This is a genomic window from Pusillimonas noertemannii, from assembly GCF_003096595.1.
Lineage (GTDB): Bacteria > Pseudomonadota > Gammaproteobacteria > Burkholderiales > Burkholderiaceae_B > Pusillimonas > Pusillimonas noertemannii.
On record NZ_QEKO01000001.1, the window covers coordinates 1,077,506 to 1,095,426 of the forward strand.

26 protein-coding genes are annotated in these 17,921 nt (G+C 57.0%); 21 read left to right on the top strand and 5 right to left on the bottom strand.

Annotated features, from left to right (window positions below; genetic code table 11):
- Positions 1-431: 431 nt before the first annotated feature.
- Positions 432-653 carry a hypothetical protein gene (locus tag C7440_RS05125; protein WP_133244261.1) on the bottom strand — a complete coding sequence of 74 codons (222 nt, stop codon included), beginning with the start codon at positions 651-653 and terminating at the stop codon, positions 432-434.
- 342 nt (positions 654-995) lie between these two features.
- On the opposite strand from C7440_RS05125, the gene C7440_RS05130 reads away from it, so the two are divergent.
- Positions 996-1,631, top strand: coding sequence for an NYN domain-containing protein (locus C7440_RS05130; RefSeq protein WP_218940598.1), 636 nt, complete (start codon positions 996-998; stop codon positions 1,629-1,631).
- An 809-nt stretch (positions 1,632-2,440) separates the two neighbouring features.
- Here C7440_RS05130 and C7440_RS05140 read toward each other — a convergent pair.
- Together C7440_RS05140 and C7440_RS05145 are read right to left on the bottom strand one after the other, a co-directional pair.
- Positions 2,441-3,544, bottom strand: a complete 1,104-nt coding sequence (locus C7440_RS05140) for a hypothetical protein (RefSeq protein ID WP_118984223.1) — start codon at positions 3,542-3,544, stop codon at positions 2,441-2,443.
- A 90-nt stretch (positions 3,545-3,634) separates the two neighbouring features.
- The gene (locus tag C7440_RS05145; RefSeq protein ID WP_165832449.1) at positions 3,635-3,985 is read right to left on the bottom strand and encodes a helix-turn-helix transcriptional regulator; all 351 of its coding nucleotides are present in this window, start codon (positions 3,983-3,985) and stop codon (positions 3,635-3,637) included.
- 86 nt (positions 3,986-4,071) lie between these two features.
- Between C7440_RS05145 and C7440_RS05150 the strand changes: the two genes are divergently transcribed.
- Complete coding sequence (locus C7440_RS05150) at positions 4,072-4,323, top strand: transcriptional regulator (protein ID WP_116517976.1); 252 nt, start codon at positions 4,072-4,074, stop codon at positions 4,321-4,323.
- A complete protein-coding gene (locus C7440_RS05155) occupies positions 4,316-4,603 on the top strand; it encodes a hypothetical protein (protein WP_116517682.1) in 288 nt (95 codons plus the stop codon). The genes C7440_RS05150 and C7440_RS05155 overlap by 8 nt, the downstream gene beginning before the upstream one ends.
- Before the next feature lies 1 nt (position 4,604).
- Here the strand turns inward: C7440_RS05155 and C7440_RS05160 are convergent, their stop codons facing one another.
- The gene (locus tag C7440_RS05160; RefSeq protein ID WP_116517683.1) at positions 4,605-4,832 is read right to left on the bottom strand and encodes a hypothetical protein; all 228 of its coding nucleotides are present in this window, start codon (positions 4,830-4,832) and stop codon (positions 4,605-4,607) included.
- A gap of 33 nt (positions 4,833-4,865) precedes the next feature.
- Between C7440_RS05160 and C7440_RS05165 the strand changes: the two genes are divergently transcribed.
- The 11 genes from C7440_RS05165 (at position 4,866) to C7440_RS05210 (ending at position 10,584) form a co-directional block, all read left to right on the top strand.
- Positions 4,866-5,429, top strand: a complete 564-nt coding sequence (locus tag C7440_RS05165; protein ID WP_116517684.1) for a hypothetical protein — start codon at positions 4,866-4,868, stop codon at positions 5,427-5,429.
- Entirely contained in the window at positions 5,429-5,872 is a 444-nt protein-coding gene (locus tag C7440_RS05170) for a recombination protein NinB (RefSeq protein WP_116517685.1), read from the top strand. Before C7440_RS05165 ends, C7440_RS05170 begins: the two co-directional genes overlap by 1 nt.
- Positions 5,869-6,222, top strand: a complete 354-nt coding sequence (locus tag C7440_RS05175; protein ID WP_116517686.1) for a Ref family recombination enhancement nuclease — start codon at positions 5,869-5,871, stop codon at positions 6,220-6,222. Before C7440_RS05170 ends, C7440_RS05175 begins: the two co-directional genes overlap by 4 nt.
- Before the next feature lie 157 nt (positions 6,223-6,379).
- The gene (locus C7440_RS19710) at positions 6,380-6,757 is read left to right on the top strand and encodes a hypothetical protein (RefSeq protein WP_133244262.1); all 378 of its coding nucleotides are present in this window, start codon (positions 6,380-6,382) and stop codon (positions 6,755-6,757) included.
- Between the two features lie 173 nt (positions 6,758-6,930).
- Positions 6,931-7,749, top strand: a complete 819-nt coding sequence (locus C7440_RS05180) for a hypothetical protein (RefSeq protein ID WP_116517687.1) — start codon at positions 6,931-6,933, stop codon at positions 7,747-7,749.
- Entirely contained in the window at positions 7,746-9,074 is a 1,329-nt protein-coding gene (dnaB, locus tag C7440_RS05185; RefSeq protein ID WP_116517688.1) for a replicative DNA helicase, read from the top strand. The genes C7440_RS05180 and dnaB overlap by 4 nt, the downstream gene beginning before the upstream one ends.
- Positions 9,071-9,301, top strand: coding sequence for a hypothetical protein (locus tag C7440_RS05190; protein WP_116517689.1), 231 nt, complete (start codon positions 9,071-9,073; stop codon positions 9,299-9,301). Before dnaB ends, C7440_RS05190 begins: the two co-directional genes overlap by 4 nt.
- Positions 9,301-9,690 (top strand): RusA family crossover junction endodeoxyribonuclease, encoded by a 390-nt coding sequence (locus C7440_RS05195; RefSeq protein WP_116517690.1) that lies wholly within the window; start codon positions 9,301-9,303, stop codon positions 9,688-9,690. The genes C7440_RS05190 and C7440_RS05195 overlap by 1 nt, the downstream gene beginning before the upstream one ends.
- Entirely contained in the window at positions 9,687-10,037 is a 351-nt protein-coding gene (locus C7440_RS05200) for a hypothetical protein (protein ID WP_116517691.1), read from the top strand. The genes C7440_RS05195 and C7440_RS05200 overlap by 4 nt, the downstream gene beginning before the upstream one ends.
- Positions 10,037-10,228: a transmembrane Fragile-X-F family protein gene (locus C7440_RS05205; RefSeq protein WP_116517692.1), complete on the top strand. Its 192-nt coding sequence runs from the start codon at positions 10,037-10,039 to the stop codon at positions 10,226-10,228. The genes C7440_RS05200 and C7440_RS05205 overlap by 1 nt, the downstream gene beginning before the upstream one ends.
- Entirely contained in the window at positions 10,225-10,584 is a 360-nt protein-coding gene (locus C7440_RS05210) for a hypothetical protein (protein ID WP_116517693.1), read from the top strand. The genes C7440_RS05205 and C7440_RS05210 overlap by 4 nt, the downstream gene beginning before the upstream one ends.
- Before the next feature lie 320 nt (positions 10,585-10,904).
- On the opposite strand, the gene C7440_RS05220 is transcribed toward C7440_RS05210, so the two are convergent.
- Entirely contained in the window at positions 10,905-11,663 is a 759-nt protein-coding gene (locus C7440_RS05220; protein ID WP_133244263.1) for a hypothetical protein, read from the bottom strand.
- Positions 11,664-11,689: 26 nt separating this feature from the next.
- On the opposite strand from C7440_RS05220, the gene C7440_RS05225 reads away from it, so the two are divergent.
- The 7 genes from C7440_RS05225 to C7440_RS05260 all read left to right on the top strand — a co-directional run bounded on the left by C7440_RS05225 (position 11,690) and on the right by C7440_RS05260 (position 17,713).
- Positions 11,690-11,902, top strand: a complete 213-nt coding sequence (locus tag C7440_RS05225) for a hypothetical protein (RefSeq protein WP_116517696.1) — start codon at positions 11,690-11,692, stop codon at positions 11,900-11,902.
- A 238-nt stretch (positions 11,903-12,140) separates the two neighbouring features.
- Positions 12,141-12,353: a hypothetical protein gene (locus tag C7440_RS05230; RefSeq protein ID WP_133244264.1), complete on the top strand. Its 213-nt coding sequence runs from the start codon at positions 12,141-12,143 to the stop codon at positions 12,351-12,353.
- Between the two features lie 369 nt (positions 12,354-12,722).
- On the top strand, positions 12,723-13,373 hold the full coding sequence (locus C7440_RS05240) for a putative metallopeptidase (RefSeq protein ID WP_165832450.1): 651 nt from the start codon (positions 12,723-12,725) through the stop codon (positions 13,371-13,373).
- A 30-nt stretch (positions 13,374-13,403) separates the two neighbouring features.
- Positions 13,404-13,844 (top strand): DUF2280 domain-containing protein, encoded by a 441-nt coding sequence (locus tag C7440_RS05245; RefSeq protein ID WP_116517699.1) that lies wholly within the window; start codon positions 13,404-13,406, stop codon positions 13,842-13,844.
- Entirely contained in the window at positions 13,841-15,175 is a 1,335-nt protein-coding gene (locus C7440_RS05250) for a terminase large subunit domain-containing protein (protein ID WP_116517700.1), read from the top strand. Before C7440_RS05245 ends, C7440_RS05250 begins: the two co-directional genes overlap by 4 nt.
- Positions 15,175-16,554 (top strand): DUF4055 domain-containing protein, encoded by a 1,380-nt coding sequence (locus C7440_RS05255; protein WP_116517701.1) that lies wholly within the window; start codon positions 15,175-15,177, stop codon positions 16,552-16,554. Before C7440_RS05250 ends, C7440_RS05255 begins: the two co-directional genes overlap by 1 nt.
- On the top strand, positions 16,541-17,713 hold the full coding sequence (locus C7440_RS05260) for a phage minor head protein (protein WP_116517702.1): 1,173 nt from the start codon (positions 16,541-16,543) through the stop codon (positions 17,711-17,713). Before C7440_RS05255 ends, C7440_RS05260 begins: the two co-directional genes overlap by 14 nt.
- The last annotated feature ends 208 nt before the right edge of the window (positions 17,714-17,921 follow it).

Consider the following 17,921-nt stretch of genomic DNA (forward strand, 5'->3'; position numbering starts at 1 on the left):
TGTCATGCGAAACCAGCCTGCATCCAGGCTGATTTCGGATAACGCCACGCTGGTTGTCGTGGCTTTTGGCATGGACTTGCCCATGCCTGCAGCGGTCTGGTTAGATATCCCGCCTGCCGTCTTGTCCGAAACTTCCGGGCCTCCTCGGCTCCCCGCTACGTTTATCCACCCCGGGTGGGTGCATTGCGCTTTTCAGTCCGCGCCAGTGACTTGATGCTCAGCGGCTGGTTGTCCGCCTACGTTTCACTGCAATCCGCCTTAGCGGGGGTACTGCTGCATCTTCATTCGCCCTACTTGGCTGCGATCGCTCGCTAGGCCGTTCCTTGCGGGTGGTGATGCGTTAAATGAAGTATAGAAAAACTAGACCTAGATGTCAAGAAAATATTGACTAGGAATAGAAAAAATAGACTGAAACGGACAGGATTGGAAAATTACGCGACTTGCAAGAGCTTTTCTTGTGCCGCCTCAGCGTGCTCGAGCGCCACTAGCAGCAGATTCTGTCTATCGTCGAGGCCGATGTGGTCAAACAGGGAAGGGCAGGCCGCCCAGGACCGGAGTGTAGAGACGGTCAGGGATAGTTGCTCAATGCCGTCTATGAGCGCGGCGGTACGGTCATTCGGTGGTTGTTCGTGGTCTTTCTTGTTATCATCCATCTCGCTATCCTCATATAGCAAAAGCAGTTCCAGCGCCCCGCGAAGGTCAGAGTTCGCGGGGCGTTTCCTTTGGCACCTCCAAATTACACTGTATAAATAACCAGTACAAGGCGTAACAAGTGGATAACCTGTGAATAGATTCAGCAAGCTCAAGCAGGGCGGGGCGAAGGGGAATTGATCGGGGAAAACCCTACTCAGAACGAGCAGGGCGGATCAGGGAAGGGTGGGGCAGAATATTGCTATGGAATATTTAGTTTGCTACACTGTGGTTGATATCCCCCATGTCTTAGACATGGGCCGCGGGGCCTCTTCGGAGGCCCTTGCTTTTTTAGGCAGCAAATAATGAGAAGAACTGCTGTTTACGTCGACGGATTCAACCTCTATTACTCGACCCTGAAGGGAACGAAATATAAGTGGCTCGATCTGAAAGAACTGTGCCAGAGGGTTCTGCGCCCAGAGAATGACATCGTCTGCATTAAATACTTCACAGCAGACGTTAGCCCCAAGCCCTCTGATCCGGATATGCACATCCGGCAGCAGATATTTTTTCGAGCTCTACGTGCGCAGATTCGAGAGCTTGAGATCATTAAAGGCCAGTTTTCCAGTCACGTGGTGACCAAGAAGCTGCATCCGCCCATTAATGGCCAGCGGCACGCCACCGTCTTGGAAACGAAAGAGAAGGGGTCGGATGTGAATCTTGCTGTTCACCTAATCAACGACGCTTGGCTAGATAGGTTTGACTGCGCAATTGTCATTTCAGGTGACAGCGACCTGGCTGAGTCGATGCGATTAGTTAAAACACACCACCCCAAGAAGATCATCGGCCTGCTTACATCAAAGCGCGGCACTTCCAAAGAAATGGTTAAGTGCGCTGACTTCACGAGGTATATTTCCACGAGCGCTCTGGCCAACTCACAAATGCCTGATATCGTCATCCCGAATCTGGGCAACCCTATCAGGAAACCGGCGGACTGGTAGCGGGTAAGCGCCCAGAACGAGTAGGCAAAAGAAAACCCGCCGTGGCGGGTTGTTGACCGCCCCTCGACATGAGAGGCGGGGCGCGCAATTAACTACTTATTGCTTTGGTGTTGCCCAGACTTTTGACCAGGCTGCTCTTGGCCGGGCTTTTGCCCACCTTGCTGTGCGGATTTATTCTGGTCCTGTTCGCCTGGAGCCTGTTGCTTTCCGGGTTGGTTCGGTTGGTTCGATTGATTTTGTGTCATGGTTGTACTCCAGAAGTGTTCGATCCGCGCCTATCAGAATGATTCGACTACGGCTTAAATGGTTAGAGGTAGGGCATGCTGTCTGCCGGGCCGTACTGCTGCTTTAATAAGGCAGGCCGGAATGTTTCTCTTTCATCAAGCGAAGGACTCGGCGGCGAACTTGCGCCCGCCTTTTGCTGTGGCCGATTTCATCGAATGGCGATGGCGGGGGAGGTGGCCAGTCCATGTTGACTGCCTTCAATTCGGGCGTCGGGAACCGCAGGACATTGAGGTGATTCGTCATAAGAGCTCCAAGAGCATCCTAGCGGGTCCGCATAATGGCTGAGCTAGGACTATTTCCCTTGGCGGATCATTGCGACTTCGATGAAGCCGGTGCGCAAAGGGCGCATGCGGGGTGCACGCTTTAAGTGGGGAAGAAGCTCGGCTGGGTGTGTCGTGGTATGTCGCCGCTTCCTTAGCTGATGAATTCAGTGTGGGGCCCGCAGCGAATTAAAGATACCGTTACTTTGTATCTCTTGTTACTGGCAAAAGAAAACCCGGCGCGGGGCCGGGTTGGGGCGGTGGCTAGGGCCGTGGCGGCGGCGCTGCCAATGCAATCTCCGCCTGCTTCGGAGCTGGCGGGAAGCTCTCGATATACGCTTCTCGTATGCCGTCACTTGCCTTCTTCATTCTGACATTGATATAAAGCTTTTCGCCTGTTTTTGGCGCGAGGAACACAGCGTTTGATTGTTCGTCTGCAATCGGATGATCTTCATCCTTCAGGTTCATGTGCGCGGTAAACTCGTCCCCATTGCCCGCCAGGCCCACCCTTACTACTCCCTCTGGCGTTGGCTCGGTGGTAGATGTAACGCGATAGTACCCGACAATATTGAACACGTCCGGTATTTCTCTTGATGATCGTTGATTCAATTCCTCGATCTGCGCTCTGTCGAGTTCGACAGATCCAACTTTTAAGCTGGTTGCTTCGGGGCTATATTTGGCTATCGACTTTACGCCTTCCGCTGTGGCTGCGTTGAATCGACTGGCAATAGGGCTGCTTCCAATGGCAGAAGCTACCAGATCAGCTTGAATCTTATCCCGCTCAACTTCAGCGCGAATACGCTCGACTTCCGTCTCTGATGCAGCTTCCGCTTGGGCGGCCTTGTATTGTTCAGTTTGAACGGCTGTCTTGTGTGAAAAGTAGTCCTCGCTGAACGCTGTTGCCACCCATCCGGCGGCGGCAAACCCACCCAATCCCAGCAGGATTGAAAGCAATAGGGCCGCCTTCTCTTTTGGTGTCATTCCATCCATCGCCTTTTCAACCAGGCTCTTGCCAATGTCGAGCGTCTTGGCAAGAAGCTCAGTACATCCGTCATCAACATCGAATACCAGCGTGTAATTCTTAAGTTCTGGTTTTGGTATTCTGCCGTAGTTATCACTATTATAAATGGCGAACGCGACTGCCTTATAAATTTCTCTTTGGTAGTACCATAGGCCTCGAGCCAGTCCGCCAGTAATCGTTCCATGAAAGTTCGGCCCGCTGATTTCTATGGCTAGCTCAGCTATCTCCCCAAACAATTCCAGGCTTTCATAATCTTTCTCGGAAAAACTGAAGTCGTCTTGCTTTAATTTTTCCAGAAGAGACAGGGCCTCGCCAACGTTGCCAATTCTTATTTTTGATCCATCCATTTCCATTCCACCAACCATCTACACATCCCCACATCAAACTAAATTCTTGTTACTTGGCGGGCACAAAGTCACCACTCACTATAAAAATGGCTAATCTTTTTTGATGTCTAGGCTTACCGCATCTGCGGAATGCAGGATCGCTCGTTCGAGTTTGGCCCGCTGCTGATCGTCCAGTGATCGAACCTTATTTTCGTCAATCGAAGTGAACGGCCATGCGGCGCCGGTTCCGCTGGACGACTTTACATTAGCCTGGGCCGCAGTGCCTGGAAATGGTTCCCTGAACTCAGTGATCTCAGCGATCTTTATCAACTGGTCAAGGCTTGCTTCATGGTTGCCTTTCTCCCACGCCCAGACATTCCCTTTGGACATGCCCATACGATCCCCCAGTTGTTGCTGGGTGAGCTTTGCGTGTAGGCGTGCGGCCTTAATCCATCCCTTCATGTCCATATATCGAGTGTAAAGAAAATCTGTACAGATCGGGTCTATATAATCTTGACTTTAACGTCTAGAAAAACTAGACTATGCGCATGAATACCAAACCTCAGATCCATCCACTGGTAGAAGCGGCCCAAAAATTCGGCTCCGAGGCGGCGCTCGCTCGCGCTCTTGGGGTCAGTCGAGGCGCTCTTAACCAATGGAAGAAGAAAGGGCGCGAAGTTCCGGCGGAGCATGCCCCTGAAATCGAGAAGCTCACCGGCGTGCCGTGCGAGAGCCTGTGCCCATCGGTTCGCTGGGCCGTGGTTCGTCGTTCTGAACTCAAAGAGGCCGAGCATGCGTGAGCCTTTCGACTTTTCGGGCCTGAGGGCCAAACAAGAGTGGCTGATTCTTTATATGGGCTGGCGGCCCGGACAAAAGTACCCCGATGGATCGCCCTGGCCGCAGCCGAGCAAACCCACAGTCAGGAAGCTGATCGAGCGCGGCCTGATGGAGGCGGTCGAAGTGAAACAGAACTCTGGTCGATTCCTCTTGACCGTCACGGAGTACCGCGTCCCGCTTCATGTTCACGCCGCCTTCTGCCTGACATGCGGGCCTGACGAGGACGGGGCCACCCATGCCTAGCTCAATGCATCGTCACCGCCCCATCTTCGCCCGCTCCCCATTGGTGATTAAGCACCAGCCGGTGGTAGACCGCCTCTATATGGTCGTCGGTCGGGTCCGCAAAGGATCGATAGGCCAGGCCTACGGCCTGTTCAAAAAGGCTGTCGCAGATGTACTCGTCCATCCCCGCAGTGTGCCCGGGCGGCAAGGGCGGGGGAATTCGTACTTTCCGAGTGTTGTTTTTGTCCATGGCGCCATTGTGGCGGCAGGGCAGGAGTAAGTCATGCAAGTCAAATCGCAAAAAACCAAGCTGGCTCTCATGGCGCACTACGTTGACCAGTGGCGGGAGCGGGCAGGGAGCCGCGAGACGGTCGCTGTAGCCATCGTCGAAACCCATGTTGCCGCTGGCTTCAATACCCGCGCCAAGCTCCATTTCGACACCCAGGGCGATGCATTCACGCTGGCGAAGAACGCAGCGGACCGTATTTTCCGCTGGCTGGACGACAAGACGAAGGACGGCAACTTCATGCCGCCAAACTTCGAGGATTCGATTCTTCTGGCTATGCCCGAGGATTTGCGGCTGGGCTACCTGAATGAATGGCTGCGCCTGTTTGGCATGGCTGCCAAGGGATTGCACGATTCATCCGAGAGCGCCACGCCCAGCCAATTGCTTCCTGGTCTGATCAAGGAAAGCTCCGAAGCCACCCTTGCCCTGGCCTCATTGCCTGAAGACCCCACGACGGCACAGCTTGACGCAGCGGACCTCGAGTTCGCCGAGGCCATCGAAGAACTGCGAAAGGGCCGGGCCGCCCTCCAGGCTAAGCGTAAATTGCGGGCGGTGGCGTGATGGAGAAGCAAGTATTCCAATTCCGCCATGAAGCGGCCAGGCGCAATGCTGCTCAATTCTGCATGACGGCCCCTGAGGGCTGGTTCGCACGCTTTGATGCGCCGAAGAAATCCCGCGATCAGGAAGAAAAATACCACGCGATGATCGGCGACATCGCTCGGCAGGTTGATCTGCTGGGCGAGCGCCGCGACGTGGAAGACGCCAAGCGCCTTCTGATAGATGCCTTTTCCCGCGTTATGACCGCCGCAGGAACGCCGCTGCGTCAGAGAAGTCGCATCGTTCCTTCACTGGACGGCTCCGGATTCGTTCAGCTCGGCGTCCAGTCGCGTCGGTTTCTGGTTGGTGAAGCGTCAGAGTTTATTGAATACCTGTACGCCTTCGGCACCGAACATAGCGTCAGGTGGTCCGAGAAAAGCGGCGTGCGCGAGAGGGCGATGCCATGAAGGGCCGTTCTACCACAGCCGCGCAGAAGCGCTTCCACGACCTGCTTGCCCAAGAAATAGGCTGCGTCGCTTGCGCCAAGCTGGGCATCTTCACGAACTACGTAAGCATTCACCACATCGACGGCCGCACAAAGCCTCTGGCCCACTTTAAAGTGCTGCCGCTATGTGGGCCCCACCATCAGGACGCGGGAATTCCCGGCGTCGTCGCCGTCCACCCTTGGAAGACGCGCTTCGAGACCGCATACGGCCGACAGGCCGACTTGCTGGCCGAGAGCGTCCAGATTCTCATTGACCGCGGCTTTCAGTTGCCCTCCGAGGCCCTGGAAGCCGCCGGATTGGAGGTCGCATGAACGTCTATTTCAGAACCGATAACGGGCTCGTCCGAGTCTTTATTCGTGAGACTGACCCAGGAATGGCTCAGGTTCAAGCATACCTAATTGCTTGCGAGCAGCGAGTACTGCCTACGTCGGCGGTTCTCGCTGTCATTAGCGGGCGCGTGGAGGCCTCATGAACGGCCAACAACTCGCCGACATCGGCATCGAGACGGCTCGGCAGCACGCCGAGGCAGTGACAACCAGCTGGACGGAGCTCGTTATGGCTCGTCTGGAAGCATGGGCGCCGCGCCAGCGTGAGCCGTTCGCTTTGGAAGACTTCCGCTTTCACATCGAGCGGCACTTCGAAGAGCTGATTCCACCCAGCCCGAATGCCTGGGGTGTCATAGGCCGTCTTGGTGTTAGCCGCGGCATCCTGAAGCCCACGCGCGAATACCGATCAGCCCGCAGCCCAGGAACACATGGGCATCCCGTGCCCACATATACCGCAGCCCAAAAACAAAACCCGGCAACCGCGCCAACGGTTCCGGGCCCTTCAAGTGCACATGCGTAAGGAGTACGTGCAATGAATGAACAAATTCTATTTGATGCCAGGGACAGGGTCAAGGCCCAACAAATGGCAATGGCTAGGAATATTAGCAAGCTGACTACGAAGACTGCGCAGAAGCGTCAGGCGCACCTGCTGTGCGAATCGCTCAAGCAAAGCATTAGGGCGAGGGCGTAGGCATGGCGAGAGCGAGAAATATCAAACCAAGCTTCTTCGCCAATGACGATCTTGCAGATATTGATCCGCTTGGCCGTCTGCTGTTTATCGGGCTATGGACGGTAGCGGATCGTGACGGGCGATTGGAAGATCGACCGCGCCGCATAAAGGCAGAAGTGCTGCCGTATGACGATTGCGACATTGATACCCTGCTGGGAGACCTGCAGAAACACGGGTTCATCCATAGATACGAAGTGGGCGGGGAAAGGTTCATTCAGGTGGTGAACTTTGCCAAGCACCAGAATCCGCACGTCAAGGAATCGGCCAGCTCTATTCCGGCACCAGACGAGCACCATGCAAGACCGGTGCAAGAACAGGGCAAGGCACATCCTGAACCGGAACAAGTCGGGCTGATTCCTGATTCCGGATTCCTTGATACCAATAACCCCCCTAACCCCCCTGCCGGGGGTGAAAGCCCGACCACGCCAAAACGGGAACGCAAGCCACGCATCCAGCTGAAGACCTTCATCGATAACTGCCGAGCAGCCGGTGAAAACGCAATCAGTGGATACAAGCCCTTGCTGGAGTACGTAGAGGCCACAGGGCTGCCCATGGAGTTCGTTCAGCTCGCCTGGGATGAATTCAAGCGCCAGTTCGGCCCCGGAGGCAAGGACGAAGCTCGTAAGCAGGCCGATTGGCGTAGACATTTCCTCAACTACATCGAAAAAAACTACATGCGCCTTTGGTATGCCAGGGTGGCTGATGGTGGCAACGAGTACTTCCTGTCGACTCAAGGCTTGCAGGCCCAGGCGCTGCAGTCGAACCGGGAGGCGGTGGCATGATCTACAACCAAGATGCCGAACAGTCCGTTCTGGGCGCCTTGCTGCTGGACAATGACGCCTATGATCGTCTTGGCGACCTGCGAGCCGAGCACTTCTACCGCGCCGATCATCAGCAAATCTTCTCGATGGCGGCTAAGTCGATTGAGAGCGGCGGGCCGGTCGATGTCGTGACGCTCAGCGATAAGCTGCCGGAGAGCATTTCACTGGCCTACCTGCACGAACTGGCGACCAACACGCCTAGCTCTGCGAACATCGGGCGCTACGCCGAAATGGTGCGTGCTTGCGCTCAGCGCCGTGCCCTCGCAATCCTGGCCGGCGAGGTGACCGAGCAGGCAAAGATCAACGTCGATCCCGCAGGGATCATCGATAAGGCACAGGCAGCGCTGGAGTCCATCGCCGAACAGCGGATAAAGTCCGAGCCGATTAAGGCGGGCGATGACATGGTCCGGTATATCGAGGAGTTGGAACGTCGAGCCGAGGGAACGGGGCCCAAGGCGATCCCAACGGGTTTCAGCGACCTCGACGCCAAGATGATGGGCGGCTTTCGACGCGGTGAGCTCTGGATTGTGGCGGCAAGGCCCAAGATGGGCAAGAGTGCCTTTGCGTTCAACGTTGCACTGAATGCTGCCGAAGCGCATTCGGTGCTGGTTCTCTCGATGGAGATGCCAAAAGACCAGATCCACGATCGGAACATTGCCGTTCTGGGCGAAATAGACCTGCCACACGTCATCGACCCGCGTCGCATGCAGGGCAACGACTGGGCAAAGCTCACCCACGCCGCGCAGCGACTGGAGACGTTGAGCCTGTATCTGGACGACCAGGGCGCACTGCGGCTCATGGACGTGCGGATGAAGGCTCGCCAAGTCAAGCGCCGGCATGGGCTCGATTTGATCGTAATCGACTATCTGCAGCTTATGGATGGCGAGGGCGATAACCGCAATGCGCAGATCGAGGGCATTACTCGGGGCCTGAAGGCGCTTGCCAAAGAACTCAAGATCGCCATTGTCCTGCTCTCCCAGCTAAATCGCAGCCTTGAGCAGCGCCCCAACAAACGCCCGATGCCCTCCGATCTGCGCGACTCCGGGGCCATCGAACAGGATTGCGACGGCGCCATCTTCCTGTACCGAGACGAGGTCTATAACCCCGACTCTCCGGACAGGGGCATTTGTGAGGCCAACATCGGCCTAATCCGCCAAGGCGAGCCCGGAACTGTCGGGCTCAAATATGTCGGCAAGCAGACCAAATTTCAAAGCTTGGCGCTGGGTACTGTCTTTGGACAGGCGCGGCCTCCAGAGCGCAAGACGCGCGGAGGGCTGAAGGATTGAAAGTTCAATGCATCGACTGCCAGCACTTCAGCCTGCGCGACGCCGGCAAGATGGCCCGCCAGGGTTACGGGCACTGCGACCTGCAGAAAAGCAAGAGCTCGTTCGAGAGCGCCGACTTCGAGCGCCAGTGCCGCGAGCATAGCCACGTCGACAGAGAAACCTCTATCAGCCGGCGCGGCTGGCTGGAAGGAGAGCGCATGAAGTTTGCGAGGGAGGTGATGGGCTAATGATCATCCTTGATCTTCCATACCCGCCTTCGGTGAATACCTACTGGCGTCACGCCACGATCAAAGGGCAGCAGCGAGTCCTGATCAGCGAGGCCGGCCGTAAGTACAGAAAGGCTGTGTACGAAGCCGTGCTCATGGCGGCACCAAGCCAGCGTCGTGTAGCCGCGGGACGCCTCGAGGTGGGAATCAAGGCATACATGCCGGACCGCCGCGCGCGCGACCTGGACAACCTTCCTAAAGCGCTGCTCGACTCGCTGACGAATGCCGGGGTCATCGCAGACGACAGCTTGATAGATCGCCTCGTTATCGAGCGCGGCCCCATCGTCAAGGGCGGCAAGGCCCGCGTTTACATCGACGCCTTTACTGAGATCGAGGAAATCGACAAATGAACAGCTACGAACTCAAGAAAGCAGCCATCGACAAGCTGCGCGCAACGACAGGCAAGAAGCTGCCCTCAACCGCAGTCATGCTCGATATCTGCAGGGCCATAGGTCGGCACCCAAAGGGCGGGCTGACCCCGGCTCAAATTCTGCGCGACTACGTGGGGATCAAGAACGAGGCACCCACAAACGCGGTGGCCGCGCCATACAGACCGACCTTTCGAGAGATGGAGTCACGCCCGCACCCTCGGATGGCCGATATCCAGCGAGCGCAGCCGCCGATGATGACGCCGACAGGGACAGGGAACTGGAACCAGTATTCGCAGTACATGCTTGATAACGGACGGAGTCGCTAATGAAGCCCACAACTTTCCTCGGCCTGTTGGCCCTGATCCTCATAGGCCTGAAGCTTGCGGGCCTGGGCATGGTCGCCGACTGGTCCTGGTGGGTCGTTCTTTCGCCTATCTGGATGCCGTGGGCCATCGTGGTCTCCGTGGGAGTCCCGGCGCTGTTCGTATATGCCGCTGTCAAAGTGTGGCGCCGATGAGCGAAGCAATCACCGCCGACGATCTTCTCTGGAACTGGGCCCGCTGGTGCTGGTCGGGAGAGACTGTGGGCAACATGACGCCTTACGTGTCCTGGGAAGACGATCACAGGCCGATCAATCATGAGCAAGCCCAAATCGTGGACGAGATGCACCGCGGGCTGCCGCACCATGAAGGAATGGTCATCACGGCCGAGTATCCGCAGAAAAACGCAATGTTCGGGGAGTTGCACGCTCGGGCGCGTCAAGAATCAGCCCGGCGCTGGATAGGGCGGGTTACTGGCGTGTGGCTCACGGAGCACGAATACAAGCTTTACCTGGGATTTTTCAAAGATGCGGTCGGGAGGAAGCTGCTGTGAAGTATGCGCATGAGGTGATCGACTTGCTGGCGCCATACCCGGGCCGGCAGTTTCGGATGGCCGAGATTGTCCGGTATGTTGAGCCCCAGGCTAACGGGGTAGCCCGTCAGCGAGTGCACAAGGGCGTGCTTCGGGTACTGAAGTCGCTAGAAGAGCATGGGCAGGTTGAGATCCAGCCCGCAGCCGAGGCAGGCGGTTTTGCCCGGTACTCGTGGAAAGTGAGACATCAAGTCGTTGCGAACCGGGACAGAAACCGCGACAATATCGGCAGGGCTTTTGCGCCCTGAAAAAACGAACCCCGCCGCGAGCGGGTTTTTTTATTAAAAAGGTATTTTGTCGAGTACTTCTTTGCTTATCACCCATAGCTTTCCAATGTTGCCGGCTGTTTTGGCGACTTTGTCTATAACGGTGACGGTAGTTGCCATAGCCGATTTGAGCTTATCCAGCGCTTTACGAGTTTCTTCCGGATTCTCGTTGGCAGATGAGGTGAGGGCCTCTTGTTCTGAAACGATATCGGCGGTGATGGTTTTGATGGCTTTCTCTAACGGACCAATACCGTAAATTACGTAATCCTCCAGCGCGCTCCGCAGCTCGGTTACTTGTCTGCGCAGGATCTGCCGAAGTGCTGCTGGCAGCGAGTCGTCACCCAGCAGCGCCTCCAGCTCTGTGATTTTTGCTTGAATATCTTGTCTATCTTCGTTGGAGATTGTGTCTTCTAGCGAGCCTACCGCCCACTCCGCCCATCGTAGGGCAGTGATAATTTCCGGGCCAAAATGCGGCTTTATTTCGATCCATCGCTGAGACATCTTGGCGGGAGAAAGCCCATTCTTTATTTTCAAATGGGCATTGTGGTACAGAACTTCTGGAACGCCTCGCTCTCGCAGAAGTATTGATAGTTGATCCACTTGGTCGATTATGGCGACGAGCCGACGCGAGATTTCAGTCTCCTTCAATTGCTCGCCTTTGTCCGCAGGCTGGGCCAATACGTCCGCCCACCACTTCATGGCAGTTTCGTTCTCGTTGGCTTTTCTTTTTGAAATAGCAGTTGTGATGTTCAGAATTCTGCTGGCTGGATTCATAGCTTTAGAGCGTTGGATGGCAAAACATGAATATAAGACATTATTTGAAACAATTGGCGCTAGACTTGCCGGCCCGGAATGGGATCGACAAATCCGTATTCATCCTTGCTAGACTCTTCACTCCTCGCAGCCGCTGGCTTTCAACCGACCTGCGCATGGCAATGAATCTTGTTTTTGCCAAGTCCAAGCTACGGGCCCTGGCTCTCACGGTGCTGGGCCGCGATGCGGTGATCGGATAACACTTGTCTCCTCCCGAGGTTGTTCTCACCCTCTTTCGCGCCCGCCTGAGTCCTTGTGATTCGGCGGGCGATTCTTTTGGAGCTTGTTATGTTTGGTCCACAGGAAAAAGGACATTGCATCTTCACTCCCAAGCGCAGCAAGGGCCTGGGGCCTAACAAGGCATAGTAATGGACGGAGACGCAACGATCGAAGGCTGGTATGGCCGCATTCGTGAGAGCTGGACGTACTGGCCCAAGAATGACGGCTGACATGATCTTTTGCCTCTCTGTCTGCCCCGAGCAATGCCGCGTCATTCTCGACGATGAGCCGCACGGTGACGTATTGGCGGTGATCGAGGAAAAGAACTGGCAGGCGGCCCGACGCCAGGCGCTGGCGCTCAAGGAAATGGACCCGTATTTCTATCGGGACGGCTGGGGCTGGATGAAGAGGGTGGAATCTGGCATGCTGTAGCCTTGTGTTACAAAAAGGAGGGCCCGTGGCGGCAGGAATCGAACCGAACGTATGGTTTCCGGTGGTGTCGGTCGTGCTTGGATTTGTATGCAAGGGAATCCTCGATCACCTCACCGAACGACGGCGTATGAACGCCGATGGTACGGTTGGATGTTGCCGAGTTTCGCAATTGTGTGGCCGCAATTTCGTTAGCTAGGGGTGAAGCTGAGGCGGATTCCATCCTCCAGTCTTTATCGGATTTAGCAAGGACTTTACACGATCAAATCGGTCTCGAACTTCGGCGGTTGGATAGCAGCGAGGACATCATTCTGGCGTAGCTTCCACCGGTGAACGGTACAACGGCTCGAGGTGGATTTTTATTGGACGAACATGTCAAAGCGACAATCCGAGCCAGAGATTTCCCGCCCGGTCCCGCCGGCGAGCCTATTGCCCGGCTCCGAAGATTTGCTGATTTACACGCATCTTGTCCCCGCACCGGAGGTGGGCGCATGGGTACAGGACACCATACTTTCTACGGATGGCCCGCTGCATAATCCTGACCATGCGCACCTATTGGACGCTGATCTGTGTTTCCTTTGGGCCTCCAGCGCCTTCGCCAAACAAGCCCGCACGGTAGTAGGCCAAGCCGAACAGGTCATGTTCCGCGCTGGCGGCTGGCAGAAGGCCCGTCAGGAGCAGCAGATGCGCGAATGGTTCGGCTATGTCCCGAGCTTCATCATTACGCTGGCTGCCGACTACTGCGCCCAGTGCAGCGACGCCGAGTTCTGCGCCCTGGTCGAGCACGAGCTTTATCACATAGCCCACGCCCTGGATGAATTCGGCGCACCGAAGTTCGACAAGGAAGGCAACCCCAGGTTGATGCTCCGCGGCCACGACGTCGAGGAGTTCATCGGGGTAGTGAAGCGCTATGGCGCCAGCAAGGAAGTGTCACGTATGGTCGAGGCTGCCAAGCATTCACCCGAGGTGGGAAACATCAACATTGCGAGGGCTTGCGGAACCTGTCTGCTGAGGGCGGCGTGACGTAGACCTTGCTTAGACGGATTTCACATTATGGCAACGCTCAGTGAGGCGGCTAAGCGCTTCATTGTCCAAGCGCTTGCCTGCTACGACACACCGACGCAGGTCGCCGAAGCCGTCAAAGAGGAATTCGGCATTGATGTGCCGCGGAACCAGGTCGGCCGATACGACCCAACCAAGGCATCGGGCCATGATCTGCCAAAGAAGTGGCGAACGCTGTTCGAGGACACGCGCAAGAGATTCCGTGAGGAAACTGCCGAGATTCCGATAGCCCAGCGCGCCTACCGCCTGCGGAAAATGGGCCAGATAGCCGCCAGAGCCGAGCAGATGCGCAACCTGCCGCTGGTACTGCAGATACTCGAGCAGGCCGCCAAGGAAACGGGCGATGCGTATGTGAACCACAAAACAAGCGGGTCGGGTGGCAGTGAGGTCGCACAGGCGCTAACCGACTTGATCGACAAGCTGCCTTCATGAGTACCGGCAACCTGTTACTGGATCGTCAGATCGCCCGCTGGTATCCGCTCATTGATCATTCCGTCCAGCTGGCGCTGGTGGACGCGGTGCCAAACGGCATCCGGTTCCCTTTGGTGCCGGCCGGGCGTCGTAGCGGCAAGACGGAGCGATTCAAGCGATTCCTGGTCAAGCAGGCCAATCGAGTGCCCGGCCCATACTTTGCCGCGGCGCCAACGCACGATCAGGCCAAGAAGATATTCTGGGATGATCTGAAGGCATTCACGCTGTCGGCAGCGCACGCCAAGCGCCCGAGCGAATCGGACAGGATCATCTTTCTGCCCAACGGTAGCGAGATCCATGTGATTGGGCTGGATAAGCCCCAGCGCATCGAGGGGATTCCCTGGAAGGGCGGCGGCATCGACGAATTCGCCGATGTGAAGTCCACCGCTTGGGAGGCGAACATTCTCCCGGCGCTGAACACGGTCAATCCGCTGGATCCGGAATACCGGGCGTGGTGCTGGCTGCTGGGCGTGCCGGACGGCCTGAACCACTACTACGATTTGTGTAGCGCTGCGGAGACCGGGCAAAACCCCGACTTCGCGGTGTTTCACTGGAAATCTGCGGAGATCCTGCCCCCCGACGTGATCGCTGCGATGAAGCGAGCCATGTCGGCCAAGCAGTTTCGGCAGGAGTTTGAGGCCAGCTTTGAAACCGCCTCGGGACGAATCTACGAGGATTACAGCAAGGCCAATCACACGAAAGAGGTTATCCAGCCGCACGAGCAACTGATGTGGATGCATGACCAGAACTTTACGCCTCTGTCATCTGCCATTGGCGTGCGGCGCGGCCAGGACGGAAATGATCTGTATCTGCTGGACGAAATCGTGTTGACGAGCGCCGTATCGAAGCAGTCCGCGCTTGAGTTTGTCGAGAAGTTTAAAGGCCACAGAAACAAGCATGTCCTGATCTACGGAGATCCGGCGGGCCAGGCAGGCGAGAAGCACGGCCATGCCTCTGACTACACCGATATCGAGGGCGTGCTAAAGGCCAATGGCTGGACGTATACGAGGAAGGTCAGGCCCGCGCACCCGGCGATCAAGGATAGGCAAAACGCGATGCGAGCCAAGATTCGAACCGCAGACGGGCATATCAGCCTGTTCGTGAACCCGGTGACCGCCAAATGGTGTGACAAGGGCCTAGCAACCGTACAGCTCAAGGAAGGCTCGACCTTCCAAGAGGATCAGAAGAACCAATACCAGCACATCACGACCGCAATTGGATATTGTGTTGACCGTGAGTGGCCAGTTATTCAGCGCACAGGCGGCATCCGCCAAATAACAGGAATTCGATAATGCCCGTGCAAGACAAGAATCCCGACTACATGGTGCACATGGCAGAGTGGCGGATGATGGACGACGCCCTGGCCGGCGAATCGGCCATCAAGGGCAATGACGAATACCTGCCAAAGCCATCGGGTATGGTCGAGGCGGAAAAGCTGAATGCCGACAATGGCTATCTGTACAAGGGCTACCGCGAGCGGGCGCAGTACGAACAGTGGGTGCGCGACAGTATTCGCTCAATGATGGGCATGGTGTCGCGCCTGCAGCCTGAAATCAAGCTGCCACCCGGCATGGCTGGCATCGTCGAAAATGCCACCTCCGACGGCTTCAGCCTGAAGCAATTGTTCTTTCGCATGGTGCGCCAGGCTGTTTCCCATGGCCGTGTGCCGACTGTCATCAACGTGGACGATAAAGGCCAGCCGTACTTTTCCACCTACAAGACGGTCAACGGCATCAACTGGAAAGAGGAAAACATCGGCGGGCGCCAGGATTTGGTGTTGGCCGTTTTCATCGAGTTCCGCGAAAAGAACCCGAAAGACGAATATTCGCACGAGGTGACGCAGGTTTACCGGGTGTACACGCTGATCGAGGGCGTCTGCCACACGGGCGTGTTTGATGAGCGTGGCGCTGTCGTTGAAGAGTTCCGGCCACTTGGCACGACCAATACGGGCGGCGAACTTGTGCGCGGCCTGCCGTGGCTGCCGGTGATCTATTGCGGATCCACGGATAACAGCCCGGGCGTGGACGAAATCCCGCTATTGACGATGGCCAGGGCAGCGATCAAGTCCTACCAACTGAGCGCCGATTACTTCACGGCACTACACCAGACCAGCCACCCGCAACCATGGGTGTCGGGCCTGGATCAGAATACCGATCTTCGCGTAACCGGCCCGTCGGCGGCCTGGGACTTGGGGCCGAATGGGCAGTGCGGATATTTGGAATTTACGGGCGCCGGCATCGAGGCGGTTCGCCAGGCCATGAGCGACCAAAAAGGCGCAGCACTGGAAGCGGGCGCAAAGGTCATGGATGTGGGCGGCACAGAGTCAGGCGAGGCAAGGAAGGCCCGCCAGGATGATCAGCACGCCACACTGCATAGCATAGTGATTACGGTGGCTGAGGCTATCGAGCAGGGGCTACGGTACGCGGCTGAATGGCTTGGGTATCCGCCCGATCAGGTGACGTTTTCCGTTGAGCCGGACTTTTCTCACCCAGACGTCAACCCGCAGGTGCTGGCCCAGCTACATCAAGCTGTGCTTGCCAATGGCGTTAGTTGGGATACGTACTGGACTTATTTAACGACCGCCAAGCTGCCGGATCGTGAGTACGATGTGGAAGCGGCGCTGGTTGAAGGCGCGATGATCGGCGGGGCGATTGGCGATGGCGACGCGTGAGGAACTACGGGCGGCTCAACGCGCCATTGTCGCCGCCCTGGCGCAACACGCCGCCCACAACTACCGGGCATCATCGGCGGTCGTCAATGCGATTAACGTGGAAATTGACCGACTTGCCAGAGAATTGACCGCAAGTTTGGCTGAACGACTGGATGATCTGACGCAAGCCGAGCTGCAGGCCTTTGTGCAAGGCCGGTACACCACCCCGCGATTGAAGGCCATGCGCGCCGAAATCGACGGCTGGGGCGTGGCGCTGGATCAAGCTATTAAGGCCGAGTGGGACAAGACCGCCCTGGCCCTGGCCGGCTACGAGGCGGCCTACATCGGCGAAGTGATGCATAAGACTGTGGATGGCCTGCCCAAGGCGAAGGTCAAGCCCGAGCAGATCTTGACCAAGGCAAACCGCGCTCCGCTGTTTGGCCGGTTCGTCGACGACATGCTTTCAGACATCGGCCCGGCGCAAAAGGATCGGATATTTGCCAGCCTTCGCCAGGGCATTGCGGCAGGGGAAAGTAACAGCCAGATCATCCGGGCGCTACGAGGAACGCCCTCGCTCAAGCACCAAGACGGCTTGATGCAGGCAGCTAAGCGTGATGTGGAGCGGCTGGTTAGGACGGCACGAAACCATGTGGCCGACGTCGCAGGCGAGGAAATCTTCGATGCGCTGGGTGTTGAGCAGGTTGTCCGCGTAGCCACCCTTGAGGGCCGGACTTGCGCGGCCTGCGCGGCGCTGGATGGGAAGACCTACAAGCGTTCCGAGCCTCGACCCCCGGCTACCCTGCACCCGAACTGCCGGTGCCGCTATGCCCCATCATTTGATGGCGACCTGATTGGCAATCGGCCCTATGTGCGCGCCTTGAAGGTGCGAAAGCGTGACGGCAGCAACGAGTTCCGCTCCATTGGCGACATGACCAAGAAGCAGCGCGAGCAGGCCGGCCTAGACGTGGGGCAGGTCAAGGCCAGCACGACGTTCGGCAAGTGGTTTGGCGGGCAGGATGCGGCCTTTAAGCGCGAGTGGTTGGGCCCGGCCCGATACAAGTTGTACACCGAGGGCAAGCTGCCGCTGGAAAGATTCTCCGACCCGCGCGGAAAGATTTACACTCTGAATGATCTGCGTCAGCGTGATGCGGAAACATTCAAGGCTATCTTTGGAAACTAAGCCCGAACCCTGCGACGTTTATTTTTTACAGTGGTGGACACTTCGGATCGTCGAGCAATACCCGGCGCACGAGGTGCCGCAGGCGTGGCTGATGATGCAGATATCGATCAAAACGCAAGAGAAAGCTAACCCATTCTGACCCGCCAAGCGCGGGTTTTTGTATTTCTGGGCCCCGTCTAAGACGGGGCCTTTTCATTTGCTGGCCAGG